This window comes from Pseudomonas acericola (SeqCode) (assembly GCF_053456465.1).
This window is the reverse complement of sequence record NZ_JBRFJB010000002.1, coordinates 242,292-263,683: the sequence shown is the minus strand read 5'-3', so window position 1 is coordinate 263,683 and position 21,392 is coordinate 242,292. Positions and strand designations below refer to the sequence as shown.

The following is a 21,392-nucleotide window of genomic DNA, read 5'->3' as shown; positions in this document are numbered from 1 at the left end:
GATAGCGGTGGGTCAGTTGACCCATTTATCACTGACCCACCGCTATCGCAGGCAAGCCAGCTCCCACATTGGATCTCCATTGCGATGACTGTTGCGCTAACTGTTGCGATTTGGGCAACAGTCATTATCTTGTTACACTCTGTATCGCACCGCTCGCCTGCGTTAATTTGACGCACCGATGAGCGCGACGGCAAAGACAGTTATCCGCTTACCCGAATTTCCCTCGACTTATTTCCAGGGCTCTACACTGGGAATCTGTTTTAAAGCCGCTGATTTCAGCGGCTTTTTTTTGCCGTAAAAAAGGCCAGGAACACCCCCACGACATGGCCGCTTTCGATTGACCAAAGGAGCTCCACCGGTGAAGAACTCGCTGACGTTCACCCCGCTATTCCTGGCGATTGCAGCAACGATCGCCCCGCTCGCCCACGCGGCAGACACCACCCCCGCCGACGGTTTCGTCGAAGGCTCCCACCTCACGATCAACACCCGCAACTACTACATGAACCGCGACCGTCGCGATACTCACACCGATGACAGCAAGGAATGGGGCCAGGGTTTTCTCGGCACCTTTGAATCCGGCTACACCCAAGGCACCGTCGGCTTTGGCCTGGACGCCCACGCCATGCTCGGCCTCAAGCTCGACGGCGGTGGCGGCACCGACGGCTCCAGCATCCTTCCCTACGGCGGTGGCAACGGCAAGGCGCCCGGCGCGTTCTCCACCGCCGGCGGCACCCTGAAAATGCGTGCATTCGACACCGAGTTGAAGGCCGGCGACCTGTTCCTCAACAATCCGGTGATCGCCGGCGGCATGACGCGCATGCTGCCGCAGACCTTTCGTGGCGTCAGCCTGAACAACCACAGCCTCGACGGCTGGATGTTCGAAGGCGGCCAGGCCAGCTTCACCAAGCTGTACAACCAGAGCGGCCACCAGCGCATCGGCACCAGCTACGGCGCCCTGCCCAGCCATACCGACGCGCAACACTTGAATTGGGCCGGCGTGTCGTTCAGCGCTATCCCCGGGCTGACCAGCAACCTCTACGCCTCCGAACTCAAGGATGTGTGGAACCAGTACTACTACGACCTGGACTACACCTACGCCCTGAACGACCTGGTCAGCCTCAACCCGGGCCTGCACTACTACCACACCCAGGACACCGGCCAGTCGCTGCTGGGGGATATCAACAACAACACCTATAGCCTGCACTTCACCGTTGGCGTGGGTCATCACAGCGTCACCGCCGCCTACCAGCGGGTCAACGGCAACACGCCGTTCGACTACATCACCCAGGGTGACAGCGTGTACCTGGACAACTCCCAGCAATATTCGGACTTCAACGGCCCCAATGAGCGCTCGTGGAAGCTCAAGTACGCCTATGACTTCGCCGGCCTCGGCCTGCCTGGCCTGACCTCGGCCGTGTCCTACATCAGCGGCAAGACCGACCTGACGAAGGTCGACCCGCAAAGCCGTGGCTACAGCCGCTGGTACAGCGCCGACGGCAAGGACGCCAAGCATTGGGAACGGGACATCGACCTCAAATACGTGGTGCAAGGCGGCAAGGCCAAGGACTTGTCCGTGCGCCTGCAATGGGCGACCAACCGTGGCAGCAACGGTTACTCGGCGGTGGACAATGACGTGGACGAATACCGCGTGATCGTCGACTACCCGATCAACGTGTTCTAACCCGCGAACTTTCTTTCTTAACCAACTATTTAATTTTCATCGGGTAGCACTAAACTGCCAGCATCCCAAGCGCTGAAGTCTGCCCGATGAGCCAAGACCGTGGTCGTACCCTGCCTTTACGCCCAGAGCTATTGCTGCTGCTGGGCAGTGGCCTCACTGTCGTCCTTATCATGGTCATCGTCGCGGCGCTGCTGATCCGCGAACATGCCAGCACCCTGCAGGCAGCGAAGCGCGCCACTACCAACATTACCCAACTGATCAATGCCGATGTGCTGCGCAACGTCGAACTCTACGACCTGGCGCTGCAAGGGCTGATCGCTGCCACCACGCGCAAGGACTTGGCGCAGGTGCCGGCGGATATCCAGCACCTGGTGCAGTTTGATCAATCCACGGCGGCGCCCTTCAAAGGCGAAGTGCTGTTGCTGGACGCCAACGGCGCGGTGATTGCCGACTCTTCGACGCTGTGGCCAACGCCGCGTAATTTCGCCCACCGCGATTATTTCCAGATCCATCAGAACAACGCCCAGGCGGGGTTGTTTATCAGCCGCCCGTTCAAGATCCGCTGCGCCTGCGATCAAGTGTGGCGCATTGCGTTCAGCCGGCGCGTATCAGGGCCAAACGGTGAGTTCGCCGGGGTTGCCGTGGCAACCATGCGCCTGGCGTACTTCGATCAGTTGTTCAACCGCCTGACCATCGGCAATGGCAGCTCCGTCAACCTGATAAACACCCGCGGCATTCTCCTGGCCCAGCAGCCGTTGCTAGAACGCGACATGATCGATAAGGACCTCAGCGACCGCCCCAACTTCAAACGCATGCTGCGCGAAGGTGAAGGCAGTTTCCGGGCGATCTCCTCCATGACCGGTAAAGAACGCTTGTACACCTTCAGCAACGTCGGTGAACTGCCGCTGATTGTGGTGGTGGCCCTGTCCAGCGAAGACGTGTTCGCGCCCTGGGAGCGCGCCGCTCTGCTGACCGCCGGCGCCACCGGCGTGCTGTGTATCGGCTTGCTGTGGCTGACCTGGATGCTGCGCCGGGAACTGCGCCGCCGCTATCGCACGGAGCGGGTGCTGTCAGAACTGGCAGCGACCGACGCCCTGACCGGCTTGGCAAACCGCCGCATTCTCGACGAACGCCTGCGCCTGGAATGGGACCGCGCGCAACGCTCGACCGAACCGTTGACGCTGCTGATGATCGACGTGGACCACTTCAAGGCCTTCAACGACCGCCACGGCCATCATGGCGGCGATGAGGCGTTGCGCACCGTGGCCCAGGTGATCGGCACCAATATCCGCCGCCCCGCCGACTTGGCGGCACGTTATGGCGGCGAAGAGTTTGCGGTGGTGTTGCCGCACACCGATGCCAAGGGCGCCGAAGTCATCGCCGAGCATATCCGCAGCAGCATCGAACATTTGCCTCGGGTGGCGGGGGATGAGCGGCCGATTACGGTGAGCATTGGCTTGAGCACCTGGGATAAGCGCAGCCGTTTGTCGCTGGAGGCACTGTTGTTGAGTGCGGACCAGGCGCTGTATGAAGCCAAGCACACGGGGCGCAACCGGATTGTGGATGCTGCGACCCTCTGACATGTGAATGAGGTCGAATGTGGGAGCTGGCTTGCCTGCGAAAGCGGTGTGTCAGTCGATGCATCTGTGACTGATCCACCGCATTCGCGAGCAAGCCCGCTCCCACACAAGCCCGCTCCCACATTTTGATCTCCATAGGGCTTGAATCGCAGGCATAAAAAAAGGCCACCCGAAGGCAGCCTTTCAAAACTAAAGAAAGAGAGTTGTTACTTACACCGCCGCAACGGGACGCATGTAAGAGATCGGTGCGGTGCTGGCATCTTCGAAGGTCACGACTTCCCAAGCGTCTGTCTGCTCAATCAACTTGCGCAGCAGCTGGTTGTTAAGGGCGTGGCCCGACTTGAAGCCTTTGAACTCGCCTATCAGGCTATTGCCCAGCAGGTAGAGGTCACCGATTGCATCGAGGATCTTGTGCTTCACGAATTCGTCTTCATAGCGAAGACCGTCTTCGTTCAGTACACCATCCGCGTCGACCACAATGGCGTTTTCAACGCTGCCGCCGAGTGCGAGGTTGTGCTTGCGCAGGTACTCGATGTCACTCATGAAACCAAAGGTACGGGCGCGGCTGACTTCTTTTACGAACGAAGTGCTGGAAAAATCCACGCTTGCACTTTGGGTGCGGTCACGGAATACCGGGTGATCGAAATCGATCTCAAAGCTCACTTTAAAGCCTTCGAACGGGACGAAGGTGGCGCGCTTGTCGCCGTCTTCTACTGTCACTTCCCGCAGAATGCGAATGAACTTCTTGGCTGCGTCCTGTTCTTCCAGGCCGGCAGATTGAATCAGGAATACGAAAGGTCCAGCGCTACCATCCATGATTGGGACTTCAGACGCGGAGAGCTCGACGTAGGCGTTATCGATGCCCAGGCCAGCCATGGCCGAGAGCAAGTGCTCCACCGTGTCCACTTTGACGTCACCGTTGACCAATGTGGTCGACATGGTGGTTTCGCCAACGTTTTCCGCGCGAGCAGGAATCTGCACCACAGGGTCCAGGTCGGCACGAACAAACACGATGCCGGTGTCGACAGGTGCAGGTTTGAGGGTCAGGTATACCTTCTCCCCGGAGTGCAGACCTACACCTGTGGCACGGATAATATTCTTCAGGGTGCGTTGTTTAATCATGGCTTGGACCGCTTGAGCGCAAATTGCGAACTGGTATCAACAAAGGCTGGCGATAATAGCAGACCAGACCTTTGCTGAACACCAATCACCTTCATAGCCCTGATACATTCCATCAATCGGCCTGACGACGCAGGAATGCCGGGATGTCCAGGTAGTCCAGATCATCTTGCGGATTCGGGCTACGGGACGCCGCAGCACCGGCCTGGGCCTGGTTGCGCATCACGGTCGGACGGTCCAGGTCACGGTAGTTCACCGACGGCAGTTCCTGGCGCGAAGGCGCTGGAGCGGCAGCCGCTTGGCTCACCTGGCTGGTATGCAGGGTGTTGTCGATGACCTTCACAGGCTTCTCGATCTTGGCACCCAGGCCGGTTGCAACCACGGTCACGTGCAGTTCATCGCGCATGTCCGGGTCGATAACGGTGCCGACCTTGACCATGGCGTGCTCGGACGCGAAGGCTTCGATGATGCTACCCACGTCGGAGTACTCACCCAGGGACAGGTCAGGACCGGCGGTGATGTTCACCAGGATGCCGCGTGCGCCTTGCAGGTTCACGTCTTCCAGCAACGGGTTGCGGATGGCTGCTTCAGTGGCTTCACGCGCACGGTTCGGACCGCTGGCGCAGCCAGTGCCCATCATCGCCATGCCCATTTCGCTCATCACGGTACGTACGTCGGCAAAGTCGACGTTGATCATGCCCGGGCGCTTGATGATGTCGGAGATACCGCGAACGGCACCGGCCAGTACATCGTCAGCCTTGGCGAAAGCGGACAGCAGGCTCGCGTCCTTGCCCAGGATGGTCAGCAGCTTCTCGTTGGGAATGGTGATCAACGAGTCGACGCTTTCAGACAGCAGACGGATACCTTCGTCCGCGATCTGCATGCGCTTGCGGCCTTCGAACGGGAACGGACGGGTCACGACAGCAACCGTCAGAATGCCCATTTCCTTGGCCACTTCGGCAATGATCGGCGCTGCACCGGTACCGGTACCGCCGCCCATGCCCGTGGTGATGAACACCATGTTGGTGCCTTGCAGCACTTCGGCAATACGCTCGCGGTCTTCCAGGGCGGCTTGACGGCCGACTTCCGGGTTGGCGCCAGCGCCGAGGCCTTTGGTCACCGCAGTGCCCAATTGCAGGATGGTCCGCGCGCCGATGCTTTTCAGCGCCTGGGCATCAGTGTTGGCGCAGATGAATTCAACGCCTTCAATGTTGCTCTTGACCATATGGTTGACAGCGTTGCCGCCGCCACCGCCGACACCGATCACTTTGATGACCGGGCTTGCGGGGATGTTGTCTACGAGTTCGAACATGTTCCCTCTCCTTTCGTTTTCTCTAGTTTTTTCGCCTACTGCTTCCAGCGGTGTTGCGGTAAATCTTTAAAAATTGCCTTTGACCCACGCTTGCAACCGCTCGAACAACGGCGCTTTCGCTTCGTCATCACTGCGGTAGCTGTCGCGGATGCTCGGGCCCGACAGGGAAATGCCGTCGGTCTGCTTTTGCAGGCCGTACAACAGCAAGCCCACGCCAGTGGAATAAATCGGGTTGCGCACCACGTCGCCGAGGCCTTTGACGCCATGGGGCACGCCCAGGCGCACCGGCATGTGGAAGATTTCCTCGGCCAGTTCGACCGCGCCTTCCATCTTCGAGGTGCCACCGGTCAGCACGATGCCGGCCGGGATCAAATCTTCGTAGCCGCTGCGACGCAACTCAGCCTGGATCAGGGTGAACAGCTCGTCGTAGCGCGGCTCGACCACTTCGGCCAGGGCCTGGCGCGACAGTTCGCGCGGTGGGCGGTCGCCCACGCTTGGCACCTTGATGGTCTCGCCGGCACCGGCCAGTTTGGCCAGGGCGCAGGCGTAGCGGATCTTGATTTCTTCGGCGTACTGGGTCGGTGTGCGCAGCGCCATGGCGATGTCGTTGGTCACCTGGTCACCGGCAATCGGGATCACGGCGGTGTGACGGATCGCACCTTCGGTGAAGATCGCGATGTCGGTGGTGCCACCGCCGATGTCCACCAGGCACACGCCCAGTTCTTTTTCGTCGTCGGTCAGCACGGAGTAAGCCGATGCCAACTGCTCCAGAATGATGTCGTCGATTTCCAGGCCGCAGCGGCGCACGCATTTTTCAATGTTCTGTGCGGCGTTGACGGCGCAGGTCACTACGTGAACCTTGGCTTCCAGACGTACGCCCGACATGCCCAGGGGCTCGCGAACGCCTTCCTGGTTATCGATCACGTAGTCCTGCGGCAGGGTGTGCAGCACGCGCTGGTCAGCCGGGATCGCCACGGCCTGGGCCGCATCGAGTACACGCTCAAGGTCGGCGGCGCTGACTTCACGGTCGCGGATCGCCACGATGCCGTGGGAGTTCAGGCTGCGGATATGGTTGCCCGCCACGCCGACGAACGCCGAGTGAATCCGGCAACCGGCCATCAGCTGCGCTTCTTCGATGGCGCGCTGGATCGACTGCACGGTGGACTCGATGTTCACCACCACGCCCTTCTTCAGGCCCCGGGACGGATGCGTGCCGATACCGACGATCTCGATTACGCCGTCTTCTCCGACCTCGCCAACCAGCGCCACCACCTTGGAGGTGCCGATATCGAGACCGACGATCATTTTGCCGCTTTGCACGTTTGCCATGGGTCCTGCCTCTTCTTAATTCTTCGCGACAGCGGGTTGCGCTGCCGTGGGCGCTGCCGGTTCACGCCAGCCGACGGCAAGGCCGTTGGCGTAACGCAGGTCGACGCTCGCAATGTTCGTAATCTGTTCTTTCAAGGTCTTGTCATAGATGGCAATAAAGCGGCGCATCTTTTCCACCAAGCGGTCACGTCCGAGCAACAACTGGATGCCCGGGCCGGAACTGCCGGCCCCGGTGGTCAAAAACCAGCTGCCCCGCTCACGCAATTCCAGGCGTGCAATGGAGAAGCCCATGGGCCGCAGCATCTGGCTCAAGGCCTGGTACTGCTGCATCACTTGCTGCTGCGCCCGCTGCGGCCCGAACAACTGCGGCAGGTGCTCGTAGTTGGCCAGTTCACGCGGCGTAAACGCCTGCCCCTGGTTGTTCAACAGCGCTTCGTCGCCCCAGCGGGCCACGGGCAGTTGTTCTTCCAGGCGGATCGTCACCTGGTCCGGCCACACGCGGCGGACTTCGGCGTGGGCGATCCACGGCATCTGTTCCAGCTCACCGCGCATACCGGCCAGGTCGATGGTAAAGAAGCTCGCCGCCAGGTACGGGCCGATGCGCTGCTGTACCGCCTGCTGGCTGATGTAGCTCAAGTCGCCCTGCACGCTGATCTTGGTGATCGGCCGATCGGCATACGGCAACAGGCGCTGCGCGCCTTCGTAGGTGCCGAAGCCCAACACCACCAGCAACACCGGCCAGAACAGCGCCTTGAGAAAACCAAAGTTGGCTTTCGGCAGGCGCGCCGACATCGGCTCTTTAGCCACCATGCGGCTGGCACCCCGTGGCACCGGCTTGCGGCCGGGTGCTGGGGGTTGCTGATGTCGAAGCGATGCGCCGTTCATGTCCGTTAGCCTCTAGGCTCAATGCTTGCTGCAAGGATCGCCAGCACCAACTGCTGGAAGTCCAGACCCGCTGCACGAGCAGCCATGGGTACCAGGCTGTGATCGGTCATGCCCGGTGCGGTGTTGACTTCCAGGAACCAGAAATTCCCTTGGTCATCCTGCATCACGTCTGCCCGCGCCCAGCCGGCGATACCCAGCGCCTCACAGGCTTTCGCCGTGAGGTCCATCAATTCCTGTTCCTTGGTTGCGTCGAGGCCGCACGGGATCCGGTACTGGGTATCGGAAGCCACGTACTTGGCGTCGTAGTCATAAAAGGTGTGGGGCGTGCCCAATGCGATAGGCGGCAATACCTGGCCACGCAGGGTGGCGATGGTGAACTCGGGACCTTGAATCCACTGTTCCACCAACACTTGTGAGTCGTAGGTACTTGCCGCTTTCCATGCGTCGATCAATTCAGCGGCCGAGTTCACTTTGGCCATGCCGATACTGGAGCCTTCATGGGCAGGTTTGACGATCAAAGGCAGGCCCAGTTCCTTGGCTGCAGAAATACAATCGTCTTCGCTGCACAAAACGCTGTGACGCGGGGTTGGAATGCCCAGGCTGTGCCACACCTGCTTGGTGCGCAACTTGTCCATCGCCAGCGCGGAAGCAAGGATGCCGCTGCCGGTGTACGGGATGCCGGCGCATTCCAGCAGGCCTTGCATGCTGCCGTCTTCACCGCCACGGCCGTGGAGGATGATGAAGGCACGGTCGATTTTCTCGGCCTGCAGGCGGGCGAGGAAGTCATCGCCCACGTCGATGCCGAACGCGTTCACGCCGGCACTTTGCAGGGCTTCGAGCACGGCGTTGCCGGACTTGAGCGACACTTCGCGTTCAGCGCTCTTGCCGCCGAACAATACGGCTACACGACCGAAGTCAGCCGGTGCGATTTTGGAAAACAGGGAGCCGTAGTCAGTGATCATTTCGACTTCCCCTTTTCGGCGGCGGCAAACAACGGGCTCGCCAGCAATTTCGGGGCAAGGCCACCGATGTCACCGGCGCCCTGGCACAGCAGGATGTCACCGGCACGCAGCAGCGGCTTGACGATTGGCGCCAGGTCCACGCCACGCTCGATGTAGATCGGGTCCAACTGGCCACGCTGGCGGATGCTGTTGCACAGCTTGCGGCTGTCGGCGCCCGGGATCGGTTCTTCACCGGCTGGGTACACCTCCATCAGCAGCAGCACGTTGGCATCGGCCAATACATTGACGAAGTCGTCATACAGATCGCGGGTGCGGCTGTAGCGGTGCGGCTGGTAGACCATCACCAGGCGGCGCTCCGGCCAGCCGCCGCGCACGGCCTTGATCACGGCCGCAACTTCGGTCGGGTGGTGACCGTAGTCGTCCACCAGCATCACGTCGCCACCTTCCACCGGCAACTGGCCGTAGACCTGGAAGCGCCGGCCCACGCCGGCAAAGCGCGACAGGCCTTCGACGATGGCTTCATCGCTGACGCCCTCGTCGCTGGCGATGCAGATGGTCGCCAGGGAATTCAATACGTTGTGGTTGCCCGGCATGTTCACCGACACATCCAGCGGCTCGCGATCAGGACGCAACACGGTGAAGAAGGTTTGCATGCCTTCCTGGCGCACATTGATCGCACGCACGTCGGCGTCTTCGCTGAAACCGTAGGTCACGGTCGGGCGTTTGACCTGGGGCAGGATTTCACGCACCACCGGATCGTCCAGGCACACCACGGCCAAACCGTAGAACGGCAGGTTGTGCAGGAACTCGACGAAGGTTTTCTTCAACTTGTTGAAGTCACCGTCGTAGGTGGCCATGTGGTCTTCGTCGATATTGGTGACCACGGCGACCAGCGGTTGCAGGTGCAGGAAGCTCGCGTCACTTTCATCGGCTTCGGCGATCAGGTAACGGCTGGTGCCCAGTTGTGCATTGGTGCCGGCTGCATTCAGGCGGCCACCGATGACAAAGGTCGGGTCCAGGCCACCGGCGGCGAACACCGAGGCAATCAGGCTGGTAGTGGTGGTCTTGCCGTGAGTACCGGCAACGGCGATGCCGTGGCGATAACGCATCAGCTCGGCCAACATCTCGGCACGTGGCACCACCGGAATACGGCGCTCAAGAGCGGTTGCCACTTCCGGGTTGGAGGTGTTCACGGCGCTGGACACCACCAGCACATCGGCTTCGGCGGCGTTCTCGGCACGGTGGCCGATAAAGATCTGGGCGCCGAAACTTTTCAGGCGATCGGTGACCGGCGACTCTTTCAAGTCCGAGCCGGACACCTGGTAGCCCAGGTTCAGCAACACTTCGGCAATGCCGCACATGCCCACGCCGCCGATACCGACGAAGTGGATGCGACGGATGCGGCGCATCTCGGGTTGTGGCATGGCTTTCTGATTCTCAACCATGGGCCACCTCCAGGCAGATATCGACCACGGTGCGGGTTGCGTCAGGTTTGGCCAGGCGGCTTGCGGTGCTCGCCATGCTGTTGAGTCGTTCCGGTTGCATCAAAACCTCGGTCAGGCGTGCGGCCAAATCGGCGGCGCCAGTCGTTCTTTGCGGCAGCAGGAAGGCAGCGCCCTCCCCGGCCAAATATTCGGCGTTGCGGGTCTGGTGATCGTCGATTGCGTGGGGCAAAGGCACCAGCAAGGACGGCAGACCGGCGGCGGCCAGTTCACTGACGGTCAGCGCGCCGGAGCGGCAGACCACCAGGTCGGCCCAGCCATAGGCTTGGGCCATGTCTTTGATGAAGGGCTGTACGTTCGCCTCGACACCGGCTTCGCGGTAGCGCGAGGCGGTGACTTCACCATGATCTTTGCCGGCCTGATGGAAGACTTCCGGGCGCAATTCCACAGGGAGTTGCGCCAGGGCTTCTGGCAGCAGTTTGTTCAACGGCTCGGAGCCCAGGCTTCCACCCATGATCAGCAGGTGCGCCTTGCGCCCGGCCAACGCGTCACGGGCGATGTCCATGAACAGTTCGGTGCGCACCGGGTTGCCGGTGGTGCGCAGTTTGTCCGATGCGTCGAAAGTCTTCGGGAACGCCTCGCACACCCGTGCAGCCAAGGGCACCAACAGGCGGTTGGCAGTGCCGGCCACGGCGTTCTGCTCGTGCACGATCACCGGCACACCGGCGAGCCTGGCGGCGACGCCACCCGGGCCGGTCACATAACCACCAAAGCCCAGCACACACACCGGCTGCAATTCGCGAATCACCTTGCGCGCCTGCCACACCGCCTTGAGCAACACGAACGGCGCCTTGAGCAGGGACAACTTACCCTTGCCACGCAGGCCGGTGACGTTGATCAGGTGCAGCGGCAAACCGGCATTCGGCACCAGCTCGTTTTCAATGCCGCGCGGCGTACCCAACCAGTGCACGGTGTAGCCACGGCTCTGGAATTCACGCGCACAGGCCAAGGCCGGGAACACATGGCCCCCGGTGCCGCCCGCCATGATCAGCACGTTAGCGCCCATGGGTTGGCTCCTCGGCAAAATCGCTCTCACTGAATTCCATCTCTTCGCTGCCCAAGTGGGTTCGACTCTCCCACTCGATGCGCAGCAACAAGCCAAGACAGGCGCAGCAGATCACCAACGAACTGCCGCCGTAGCTGAGGAACGGCAAGGTCAGGCCCTTGGTCGGCAGCAGGCCGACGTTCACGCCGATGTTGATCAGGAACTGGCCGATCCACAAGAACGACAAGCCGTACGCCACATACGCGGCGAAATACTGTTTGGCCTTCTCGGCCCACAAACCGATGTACATGCCGCGTACACACACGAACACGAACAGCGCGACGGTGCACAGCGAACCGACTACGCCGAGTTCTTCGGCGAGTACCGAGAACACGAAGTCGGTGTGCGCTTCCGGCAGGTAGAACTGTTTCTGCACGCTGTTGCCCAGGCCCACGCCCAGCCACTCGCCGCGACCAAAGGCGATGAGCGCCTGGGTCAACTGGTAGCCGGAGCCGAACTGGTCGGACCACGGATCGGTAAAGGTAATCAGACGGGCCATCCGGTAGGGTTGCGCCTGCACCAGGATGGTCACGGCCGCAACGGCCAGCACCACCATCAAGGTGAAGCGGAACAGGCCGACACCGCCAAGGAATAGCATCGCCGCCGCAGCGCCCATCATCACGACGGTGGCACCGAAGTCGGGCTCCATCAGCAACAGGCCGGCCATGGGCAGCAGCACGATGAACGGCTTGAAGAAGCCCATCCAGCTTTCGCGCACTTCTTTCTGGCGACGCACCAGGTAGCCGGCCAGGTAGATCACCACGAACACCTTGGCGATTTCCGACGGCTGTACGTTAAACGCACCGAAACCGATCCAGCGCATCGAACCGTTCACCTCGCGGCCGATGCCGGGCAGGATCACCATGATCAGCAAGCCAAACGCACCAATCAGCATCAACCAACCCAAGCGCTGCCAGGTGGCGATGGGAATCATCATGGTCACGATGCAGGCGCCGAGGCCGAGCAGCAGGTACACCAAGTGACGGATCATCATGTACAGGGTATTGCCCGACTGCACGGCCGCCACTTCGGACGATGCCGAGGTGATCATCACCAGGCCCAGGCCGAGCAGCGCGAGGCATCCGGCGAGCATCGGGAAGTCGAGGTCGATACCGCGCCCGGTGATGATCGGCGACGGGTACGGCTTGATGATGTTTCTGAAGTTGATGCTCATGCCAAGGCCTCCACGGCGCGGGCGAACAACTGGCCGCGCTCTTCGTAGTTCTTGAACATGTCGAAGCTGGCGCACGCCGGCGACAGCAGCACCGCATCGCCCGGCTGGGCCAGGGCCTTGCACTGGGCAATCGCGTCGTCCAGGGACGTGGCGCGCACTTGCGGCACCGCGTCGCCGAGGGCGGCAGCGATCAGGTCGGAATCGCGGCCCATCAGCACCACGGCGCGGCAATGAGCGGCGACCGGGCCTTTGAGGTCCTTGAAGTCGGCGCCCTTGCCATCGCCACCGGCGATCAGCACCAGCTTGCCGTCGATATCGGCACCCAGGCCTTCGATGGCAGCCAGGGCCGCACCGACATTGGTGGCCTTGGAATCGTTGTAGTAGTTGACGCCATCGAGTTCGCGCACCCATTGGCAGCGATGCTCAAGGCCGCCGAAGCTGCGCAGGGCCGACAACATGGCATCGAACGGCAGGCCCACGGCATGCCCCAGCGCCAGGGCCGCGAGGGCGTTGGACTGGTTATGGGCACCACGGATTTTCAGCTCGCGCACCGGCATCAGGTTCTGGAATTCGAAGGCCAGGTATTTCTCGCCGTTCTCTTCCCGAATGCCGAAAGCTTTGAAATCGGGTTTGCCGAGGCCAAAGGTCCAGCATGGCATGCCCTCGCCCATCAGCGGACGGCTAAGGGCATCCTGGCGGTTGACCACGAACTGTTTGGCACCGCGGAAGATCCGGTGCTTGGCCAGGTGATAGGCCGGCAGGCCGCTGTAGCGGTCCATGTGGTCTTCACTCACGTTCAACACGGTGGCCACTTCGGCGCCGAGGTCGTGGGTGGTTTCCAGTTGGAAGCTCGACAGTTCCATCACGTACAACTCGACGTCGTCGCTGAGCAGGTCCAGCGCCGGCACACCGAGGTTGCCGCCCACTGCCGCGCGCTTGCCGGCCGCAGCCGCCATCTCGCCGACCAGGGTGGTCACGGTGCTTTTTGCATTGGAGCCGCTGATGGCCACGATCGGCGCCTTCGCGTGACGCGCGAACAGGTCGATGTCGCCGGACAGCTTCACGCCACGTGCGGCGGCAGCTTGCAGGGCCGGTGTCGCCAGGGCCAGGCCGGGGCTCACGTAGAGCTCGTCGGCACGGCACAGAAACTCGACATCCAACTCGCCACAACGCACTTCCACGTGCGGGTAGTCACGGCGCAGCGTGACCAGCTCCGGTGGATTTTCCCGCGTATCGGCGACGGCAAACGACGTGCCCCGGTTCGCCAGGAAGCGAACCAGGGACATGCCGCTCTTGCCGAGGCCGACAACGATGCGGAAGTGGTCTGAAGCGATCAGGGACACTCGTTTCTACCTCAGTTTCAGGGTGGCAAGGCCGACCAACACGAGAATCACGGTGATGATCCAGAAACGGACGATCACACGCGGCTCAGGCCAGCCCTTGAGTTCAAAGTGGTGGTGAATCGGCGCCATGCGGAACACGCGGCGCCCGGTCAACTTGAAGGAGGCCACCTGGATGACCACCGACAGGGTTTCCATCACGAACACACCGCCCATGATGAACAGCACGATTTCCTGGCGCACGATCACGGCGATGGTGCCCAGGGCTGCGCCGAGCGCCAGTGCGCCGACATCGCCCATGAACACTTGCGCCGGGTAGGTGTTGAACCACAGGAAGCCCAGGCCGGCACCGATCAGCGCACCGCAGAACACGATCAGTTCACCCGCGCCCGGCACGTACGGGATCAGCAGGTATTCAGCGAATTTCACGTTACCCGACAGGTAGCAGAAGATGCCGAGCGCGCCGCCCACCATCACTGTCGGCATGATCGCCAGGCCGTCGAGGCCGTCGGTAAGGTTCACCGCGTTGCTGGAGCCGACGATCACGAAATAGGTCAGCACCACGAAGCCGACGCCCAGTGGAATGCTGGCGTCCTTGAGCATCGGGATGATCAGGGTGGTTTCCACCGCACTTGGCGCGGTCATGAACAGGAAAATCGCGGCGCCCAGGCCGAACACCGACTGCCAGAAATACTTCCAGCGGCTTGGCAGGCCTTTCGAGTTTTTCTCGATCACCTTGCGGTAGTCATCGACCCAGCCGATGGCGCCGAACAACAGGGTCACCAGCAACACCGTCCACACGTAGCGGTTGTGCAGGTCGGCCCAGAGCAAGGTGCTGATGCCGATGGACGACAGGATCAGCGCGCCGCCCATGGTCGGGGTGCCGGATTTGGACAGGTGCGACTGCGGGCCGTCATTACGAACCGATTGACCAATTTGCAGGTTCTGCAGGGTGCGGATCATCCACGGCCCCAAAAACAGCGACAGCGACAGCGCGGTCAGCACACCCAAGATCCCGCGCAGGGTCAGGTACTGAAAGACCGCGAAGCCTTTGTGGAACTGTTGCAGATACTCAGCCAGCAGCAGCAGCATTAATGTTTCTCCGTACTTGAGCCACACAAGGCCGCGACGACGTTTTCCATCACCGCGCTGCGCGATCCCTTGATCAAAATAGTGGTTTGTTTGTCTTGTTCGGCCGCAGTCAGCGCCTGGATCAGCTCGGCCTGGGTCGCGAAATGCCGCGCGCCGGGCCCAAAGGCCTCAACGGCGTGAGCCATGTTCGTCCCTACGGCGTACAGCGCATCGACCTTGCCAGCGGCATAGGCACCCACTTCGCGATGGCCTTGCTCAGCCCAGTCGCCCAGCTCGCCGATATCGCCCAGCACCAGGACCTTGCGCCCGGCAAAGCCCTTCAGCAGATCAACGGCGGCATTAATGGAGGACGGGTTGGCGTTGTAGGTGTCATCGATCACACGCATGCCATTGGTCGCCAACTGCGCCACAGTGCGGCCCTTGACAGGCTGCACGGCGCCCAGGCCGGTCGCGATACCAAACAGCGACACGCCCAGGGCATGAGCGGCGGCAGCAGCAGCGAGAGCATTGGCGACGTTATGGTTGCCCAGCAGGTTCAACTGCACCTGCTCGCTGCCTTGCGGCGTGTGCAAGGTGAAGGACGGGCAACCACGGGCATCAACGGTGATGCTGGAAGCATGGAAATCAGCCGCCGCATTGAGCACGGCAAACGTCAGCACCTTGCGACCGGCGGCGCGTACACGCCAGGTCTCGAAGGCCTTGTCGTCCAGATTCAATACGGCAGTACCCGATGCATCGAGGCCTTCAAGGATTTCGCCCTTGGCTTCGACGATCTTCTCCGGGCCGCCGAACTCGCCGACATGGGCGGTACCGGCGTTGTTGATGATCGCCACGTGGGGCTTGGTCAGCGCCACGGTATAGGCAATTTCACCGATGCGCGACGCGCCCAGCTCGATCACCGCCGCCGTGTGTTCCGGGGCGAGTTCGAGCAGGGTCAGCGGTGCGCCGAAATCATTGTTCAAGTTGCCACGGGTAGCGAGCACCGGGCCGCGCGTGCGCAGGATGCCGGCCAGCAGCTCCTTGACCGTGGTCTTGCCGCTGGAGCCGGTGATGGCGGCAACGGGCTTATCAAATGCGGCACGGTTCAGCGCGCCCAGCTGGCCAAGGGCCAAGCGGGTATCGGCTACCAGCAATTGCGGCAAGGTGGAATCGGCTACTTCGCGTTGCACCAAGGCGCCCACGGCCCCTTTGGCCGCGACGTCATTCAGGTAGTCGTGCCCATCGAAACGCGGGCCCGCCAAGGCGACGAACAGTTGACCCGGCTTGATGTTGCGACTGTCGATACTGACACCGTCGAAGCGGCAATCGCTCGACAGCACACGGGCCGCCAGGGCCTGGGTCAGTTCGCTGAATGTCATCGCTTTAAGCATGGGCGACCTCCCAGGCGGTCAAGGCGTGATCGGCCTCGACCAGATCGGAGAAGGCATGGCGTTCGCCGTTGATTTCCTGGTAGTCCTCGTGGCCCTTGCCAGCCAATACCACGACATCGTCAACACCGGCGCTGGCAATCAACTGGGCAATGGCAGCGCCACGGCCGGCGACAAACGTCGCCTTGGACGCGTCTTTAAAGCCGACACGGATGTCGTCGAAAATCTGGCTCGGGTCTTCGCTGCGCGGGTTGTCGTCGGTGACGAGCACACCATCGGCCAGACGCTCGACGATCTCGGCCATCAACGGACGCTTGCCGCGATCACGGTCGCCGCCGCAGCCGAACAGGCAGAGCAATTTGCCCTTGGCATGTGGGCGCAGGGCAACCAGGACTTTTTCCAGGGCATCCGGGGTGTGGGCATAGTCAACCACCACCAGCGGCTGCGAACCGCCACCCAAGCGCTGCATGCGCCCGACCGGGCCTTCCAGCTTGGGCAGCACCCGCAGGATTTCGTCCAGGGCGTAATCCAGGCCGAGCAACGCGCCGACAGCGGCGAGGACGTTGCTCAGGTTGAAGCGACCGAGCAGGCTGCTACGCAGGTGGTGCTCGCCTTGTGGCGTCACCAGCGTGGCGCGCACGCCCTCGTCATTGAATTGCGCATCGCGGCAATACAGGTACGCACTGGAATCCTCCAGGCTGTAGCTGATCAGGCGCGACTCATGCTCCTGCGCCGCCAGCTGACGACCGAATTCGTCGTCGAGGTTCACCACGCGGCACTTCAGGTCATTCCAGGCAAACAGCTTGGCCTTCTCGGCAGCGTAGGCCTCCATGGTGCCGTGGTAGTCCAGGTGATCGCGGGACAGGTTGGTCATCACCGCCACGTCAAAGGCCAGCGCAGCAACGCGGCCCTGATGCAGGCCGTGGGACGAGACTTCCATGGCAACCGCCTTGGCGCCGGCCTTTTTCAGGTCGGCCAGGGTCGCTTGCACGGCGATAGGGTTCGGCGTGGTGTGCAGGCCGCTGTGCAGCGCGCCATAAAAACCGGTGCCAAGGGTGCCGATAATGCCGCAATGCTGACCAAGCAGGTCCAAGGCCTGGGCGACCAACTGGGTCACGCTGGTTTTGCCGTTGGTGCCGGTGACGCCCACCAGATTGACGTGGCGGCTCGGATCGCCATAAAAACGCCCGGCGATATCCGACAGCTGCTTGGCCAGGCCCTTGACCGGAATCAACGGCACGTCGGTGATCGGCAGCACGGTAGCGCCTTCCACTTCATAAGCCACCGCCGCCGCGCCGCGTTGCAAGGCATCGGCGATATGGTCACGACCATCGACCTTGCCGCCCGGCACGGCCAGGAACAGGTCACCGGCACGCACATTGCGGCTGTCCAGGCTCAGCTCGCGGATCAGCAGATCGCGGCCAGCGTGGGCGAAAATCTTGTTCAGGCTAAGAGACATCAGCCGCGCCCTCCATTGGCTTTTACGGCAGCGGCCGGTGGTCCGGCGTTCGCTTGTTGGGTCGGCGGCAGGTTGTCCGGGGTGATGTTCATCAGGCGCAGGGTGCCGGACATCACTTTGCTGAACACCGGCGCCGATACCAGGCCACCGAAGTAGCCTGCTTTACTCGGTTCATCGATCACTACGACGATGGCGTAGCGCGGGTCGCTCATCGGGCCAAAGCCGGCGAACAGCGAACGGTAGGAGTTTTCGGCATAGCCCTTGGTGCCCACCGAAGTTTTACGCGCGGTACCGGACTTGCCTGCCACGTGATACGCCGGCACCTGGGCACGGAACACGCCGCGCGGGGCTTCGATCACTTGTTGCAGCATGCCTTGCATGGTCTTGGCGACGTTTTCCGGGATCACCTGGGTGGCTTTCGGCGCTTCGTCGACATGGATCAGGCTCAGCGGAACCATGCGGCCGTTGTTGGCCAGCACGGAGAAGGCGTGGGCCAGCTGGATGGCGGTTACCGACAGGCCGTAGCCGTAGGACAGCGTGGCGGTCTCGGCTTTTTTCCAGTCGCGGTAGTTCGGCAGGTTGCCCACGCGCTCACCCGGGAAGTCGAGGCCGGTGGGTTGGCCCAGCCCGATCTTCTGCGCCAGGTGGTAAATGGTTTCGCCGCCGATATCGAAGGCGACCTTGCTCATGCCCACGTTACTGGAGTTGATCAGGATACCTGTCAAATCCAGCACCGGACCTTCGGTACGGGACACGTCACGAATGGTGTATTTGCCCAACTGCAAGGTACCCGGATACACCTCGACCTTGTCGCTGGGTTTCCAGCGGCCGGTTTCGAGGGCGGCACTCATGGAGATGGCTTTCATGGTCGAACCCGGTTCGAACACGTCGATCATTGCGCGGTTACGCATCATCGCCGGTTGCAGGTTGCGACGGTTGTTCGGGTTGTAGGTCGGCTGGTTGACCATGGCGAGGATCTCGCCGGTCTTCACGTCCATGATCACCAGGCTGCCGGCCTTGGCGCCGTTCTCGATGATCGCGTTACGCAGCTCGCGGTTGGCCAGGTATTGCAGGCGCAAGTCAATCGACAACGCCAAGGGCTTACCGGCCTTGGCGTTTTTGGTGACCTGGACATCCTTGATCAGTCTGCCGCGCCGATCCTTGATGACTTGTCGTTTGCCGGGAACCCCGGCCAGCCATTCATCGTAGGCCAGCTCTACGCCTTCGCGACCGTGGTCGTCGATGTCGGTAAAGCCGACCATATGGGCGGTGGTTTCACCGGCTGGGTAGAAACGACGGAACTCCTCGATGCCATAGACACCGGGGACTTTAAGGTCGAGCACTTGCTGGCCTTGTTCAGGGGTGAGGCCGCGAACAAGGTAGATGAATTCTTTATTGGCCTGGGCTTCCAGGCGTTCGGCCAGGGCTTTCGGGTCTTGGCCGAGGGCCCCGGCCAGCGCCGGCCAGCGGTCCTTGGCTACCTGCAATTCCTTGGCGTTGGCCCACAGGGTGGTCACCGGGGTACTGACGGCCAGAGGCTCGCCGTTACGGTCGGTGATCAGGCCGCGGTGTGCAGGAATCGGGATATGACGCAGGCTGCGGGCATTGCCCTCGCCGATCAAGAAGTCGCGATCGACCACTTGCAGGTCGATGATCCGCCAGGCAATCGCGCCCACCATCAATGCCAGCAAGCCGAGCATCAGGCGGAAGCGCCATGGGTAGAGTGCGCCTTCGAGTTTCATCATGGCGCCACCATGCGGACTTCGGCCGCGCCAGGGATGTGCATTTTCAGCTGTTCGGTGGCCAGCACTTCGATGCGGCTATGAGCCGTCCAGGTGCTTTGCTCCAGGATCAGCCGGCCCCACTCCGCTTGCGCCTTGTCGCGCACACTCAACTCCCCATACAGGGTGTTGAGCAATTGGCGGTTGTAGTGGGCGCTGTAGGACACCGCAATCGCGGACACCAGCACGCCGACGTACAGCAGCATCATGAAGAAGCTGCCGCCCGGGAGGGGCTTGGCAAAAAGCTTGCTCACCGCAGCTTCTCGGCAACGCGCATGACAGCGCTGCGGGAGCGTGGGTTGGCCTTGAGTTCGGCTTCGGAAGCGAACTGCGCTTTGCCATGGATTTTGATTTTCGGCACAAAGGCTTCGAAACGTACCGGCAGGTTGCGCGGCAGGTTGTCGGACTCACCCTTGACCAGGCGACGCATGAACAGTTTGACGATACGGTCTTCCAGGGAGTGGAAGCTGATCACCACCAGGCGACCGCCCACTTCCAAGGCGTCCAGCGCGGCTTCGAGACCCGCTTCCAGATCGCCCAATTCGTTGTTGACGTGAATACGCAGCCCCTGGAACGCACGGGTTGCCGGGTTCTTGCCCTTTTCCCACGCCGGGTTCGCGACTTTCAGCACTTCGGCCAGGTCGGCGGTGCGCTCGAACGGCTGGATTTCGCGGCGTTCGACCACGGCACGGGCCATGCGGCCGGCGAAGCGCTCTTCACCGTATTCCTTGAATACGCGGGTGATTTCTTCATGGGGCGCGGTGGCGATGAACTGCGCAGCGCTGATGCCCCGGGTTGGGTCCATGCGCATATCGAGCGGGCCATCGTTCATGAAACTGAAGCCGCGCTCCGGGTCGTCGAGTTGTGGCGAAGACACGCCCAAGTCGAGCAAAACCCCGGCCACCTTGCCTGCCATGCCGCGCTCGGCCACTTCGGCACCCAGCTCGGCAAAGCTGCGCTGCACAACGACAAAGCGGCCGTCTTCGGCCGCTAGCGCTTGCCCGGTGGCAATCGCTTGGGGGTCTTTGTCGAACCCGAGGAGTTTACCGTCGGACCCGAGCTGGCTGAGTATCAACCGGCTATGCCCGCCCCTGCCGAATGTGCCATCCAGATAGCAACCATCCGCGCGCACGGCGAGAGCCTCAACGGCTTCGTCAAGCAATACGGTGATGTGGTTAAAGCCGCTATCAATAGTCACAGGATCAAATCACGCAGTTCATCAGGCATGGCGCCCGGTTGTTGAATAGCAGCCAGGTCAGCTGCAGAAACAGCATCCCAGGCATCTTCGTCCCACAATTGGAACTTGTTCAGTTGGCCGACCAGCATTGCGCGCTTGTCCAGCTTGGCGTACTCGCGCAAACGCGGCGGCACCAGGAAACGACCGCTGCCATCGAGCTCAAGGTCGACAGCGTTGCCAATCAGCAAACGCTGCAGGCGGCGGTTTTCTTCACGCAATGAAGGCAGGGCACGCAACTTGGTTTCAATCAGCTCCCACTCATCGAGGGGGTAAACACATAAACAAGGGTCAACGGCATCGATCGTGATGATCAACTGCCCGGAACTTCGCGAAATCAGCTCGTCACGATACCGGCTCGGCATAGCGAGACGGCCTTTTGCATCGAGACTGATAGCGTTAGCTCCGCGAAACACAGATGCGTTTCTCCAAATTTTAGCGTTTTACGTTCAAAAAACCCACTTTGTGCCACTTTCCGCCACTTGCGCACACTATAGGAATGCGCCCACCACACCGTCAAGGCGCGGATT

The 21,392-nt window shown here is 61.6% G+C and carries 18 protein-coding genes; 2 read left to right on the top strand and 16 right to left on the bottom strand.

The features are described 5' to 3' along the window. Positions 1 to 358 precede the first annotated feature (358 nt). Both ACU688_RS07235 and ACU688_RS07230 read left to right on the top strand, forming a co-directional pair. Entirely contained in the window at positions 359 to 1,681 is a 1,323-nt protein-coding gene (locus tag ACU688_RS07235; protein ID WP_448184190.1) for an OprD family porin, read from the top strand. 86 nt (positions 1,682 to 1,767) lie between these two features. Beyond that, a complete protein-coding gene (locus tag ACU688_RS07230) occupies positions 1,768 to 3,261 on the top strand; it encodes a sensor domain-containing diguanylate cyclase (protein WP_448184189.1) in 1,494 nt (497 codons plus the stop codon). Positions 3,262 to 3,471: 210 nt separating this feature from the next. On the opposite strand, the gene lpxC is transcribed toward ACU688_RS07230, so the two are convergent. The 16 genes from lpxC to mraZ all read right to left on the bottom strand — a co-directional run bounded on the left by lpxC (position 3,472) and on the right by mraZ (position 21,278). Continuing rightward, positions 3,472 to 4,383, bottom strand: a complete 912-nt coding sequence (gene lpxC, locus ACU688_RS07225; RefSeq protein WP_003171886.1) for a UDP-3-O-acyl-N-acetylglucosamine deacetylase — start codon at positions 4,381 to 4,383, stop codon at positions 3,472 to 3,474. 112 nt (positions 4,384 to 4,495) lie between these two features. Further along, positions 4,496 to 5,692, bottom strand: coding sequence for a cell division protein FtsZ (gene ftsZ, locus ACU688_RS07220; protein WP_017738690.1), 1,197 nt, complete (start codon positions 5,690 to 5,692; stop codon positions 4,496 to 4,498). 66 nt (positions 5,693 to 5,758) lie between these two features. Continuing rightward, positions 5,759 to 7,021 (bottom strand): cell division protein FtsA, encoded by a 1,263-nt coding sequence (gene ftsA / locus ACU688_RS07215; protein WP_017738691.1) that lies wholly within the window; start codon positions 7,019 to 7,021, stop codon positions 5,759 to 5,761. 15 nt (positions 7,022 to 7,036) lie between these two features. Further along, entirely contained in the window at positions 7,037 to 7,906 is an 870-nt protein-coding gene (locus ACU688_RS07210; RefSeq protein WP_026137037.1) for a cell division protein FtsQ/DivIB, read from the bottom strand. Between the two features lie 5 nt (positions 7,907 to 7,911). Next, positions 7,912 to 8,868: a D-alanine--D-alanine ligase gene (locus ACU688_RS07205; RefSeq protein ID WP_448184188.1), complete on the bottom strand. Its 957-nt coding sequence runs from the start codon at positions 8,866 to 8,868 to the stop codon at positions 7,912 to 7,914. Further along, the gene (gene murC, locus ACU688_RS07200) at positions 8,865 to 10,313 is read right to left on the bottom strand and encodes a UDP-N-acetylmuramate--L-alanine ligase (RefSeq protein ID WP_207040025.1); all 1,449 of its coding nucleotides are present in this window, start codon (positions 10,311 to 10,313) and stop codon (positions 8,865 to 8,867) included. Before murC ends, ACU688_RS07205 begins: the two co-directional genes overlap by 4 nt. Further along, on the bottom strand, positions 10,306 to 11,376 hold the full coding sequence (gene murG, locus ACU688_RS07195) for an undecaprenyldiphospho-muramoylpentapeptide beta-N-acetylglucosaminyltransferase (RefSeq protein ID WP_448184187.1): 1,071 nt from the start codon (positions 11,374 to 11,376) through the stop codon (positions 10,306 to 10,308). The genes murC and murG overlap by 8 nt, the downstream gene beginning before the upstream one ends. Continuing rightward, positions 11,366 to 12,589, bottom strand: a complete 1,224-nt coding sequence (ftsW, locus tag ACU688_RS07190) for a putative lipid II flippase FtsW (RefSeq protein ID WP_448184186.1) — start codon at positions 12,587 to 12,589, stop codon at positions 11,366 to 11,368. Before ftsW ends, murG begins: the two co-directional genes overlap by 11 nt. After that, positions 12,586 to 13,932 carry a UDP-N-acetylmuramoyl-L-alanine--D-glutamate ligase gene (murD, locus tag ACU688_RS07185; RefSeq protein WP_448184185.1) on the bottom strand — a complete coding sequence of 449 codons (1,347 nt, stop codon included), beginning with the start codon at positions 13,930 to 13,932 and terminating at the stop codon, positions 12,586 to 12,588. Before murD ends, ftsW begins: the two co-directional genes overlap by 4 nt. A gap of 6 nt (positions 13,933 to 13,938) precedes the next feature. Then, a complete protein-coding gene (gene mraY / locus ACU688_RS07180) occupies positions 13,939 to 15,021 on the bottom strand; it encodes a phospho-N-acetylmuramoyl-pentapeptide-transferase (RefSeq protein WP_017738698.1) in 1,083 nt (360 codons plus the stop codon). Next, positions 15,021 to 16,391, bottom strand: a complete 1,371-nt coding sequence (locus tag ACU688_RS07175) for a UDP-N-acetylmuramoyl-tripeptide--D-alanyl-D-alanine ligase (protein WP_448184184.1) — start codon at positions 16,389 to 16,391, stop codon at positions 15,021 to 15,023. Before ACU688_RS07175 ends, mraY begins: the two co-directional genes overlap by 1 nt. Further along, positions 16,384 to 17,847, bottom strand: coding sequence for a UDP-N-acetylmuramoyl-L-alanyl-D-glutamate--2,6-diaminopimelate ligase (locus ACU688_RS07170; RefSeq protein WP_448184183.1), 1,464 nt, complete (start codon positions 17,845 to 17,847; stop codon positions 16,384 to 16,386). The genes ACU688_RS07175 and ACU688_RS07170 overlap by 8 nt, the downstream gene beginning before the upstream one ends. After that, positions 17,847 to 19,589: a peptidoglycan D,D-transpeptidase FtsI family protein gene (locus ACU688_RS07165; RefSeq protein ID WP_448184847.1), complete on the bottom strand. Its 1,743-nt coding sequence runs from the start codon at positions 19,587 to 19,589 to the stop codon at positions 17,847 to 17,849. Before ACU688_RS07165 ends, ACU688_RS07170 begins: the two co-directional genes overlap by 1 nt. After that, entirely contained in the window at positions 19,589 to 19,882 is a 294-nt protein-coding gene (ftsL, locus tag ACU688_RS07160; protein WP_017738702.1) for a cell division protein FtsL, read from the bottom strand. Before ftsL ends, ACU688_RS07165 begins: the two co-directional genes overlap by 1 nt. Continuing rightward, a complete protein-coding gene (gene rsmH / locus ACU688_RS07155) occupies positions 19,879 to 20,826 on the bottom strand; it encodes a 16S rRNA (cytosine(1402)-N(4))-methyltransferase RsmH (protein WP_026137039.1) in 948 nt (315 codons plus the stop codon). Before rsmH ends, ftsL begins: the two co-directional genes overlap by 4 nt. After that, on the bottom strand, positions 20,823 to 21,278 hold the full coding sequence (gene mraZ, locus ACU688_RS07150) for a division/cell wall cluster transcriptional repressor MraZ (RefSeq protein WP_003171868.1): 456 nt from the start codon (positions 21,276 to 21,278) through the stop codon (positions 20,823 to 20,825). The genes rsmH and mraZ overlap by 4 nt, the downstream gene beginning before the upstream one ends. Positions 21,279 to 21,392 lie beyond the last annotated feature (114 nt).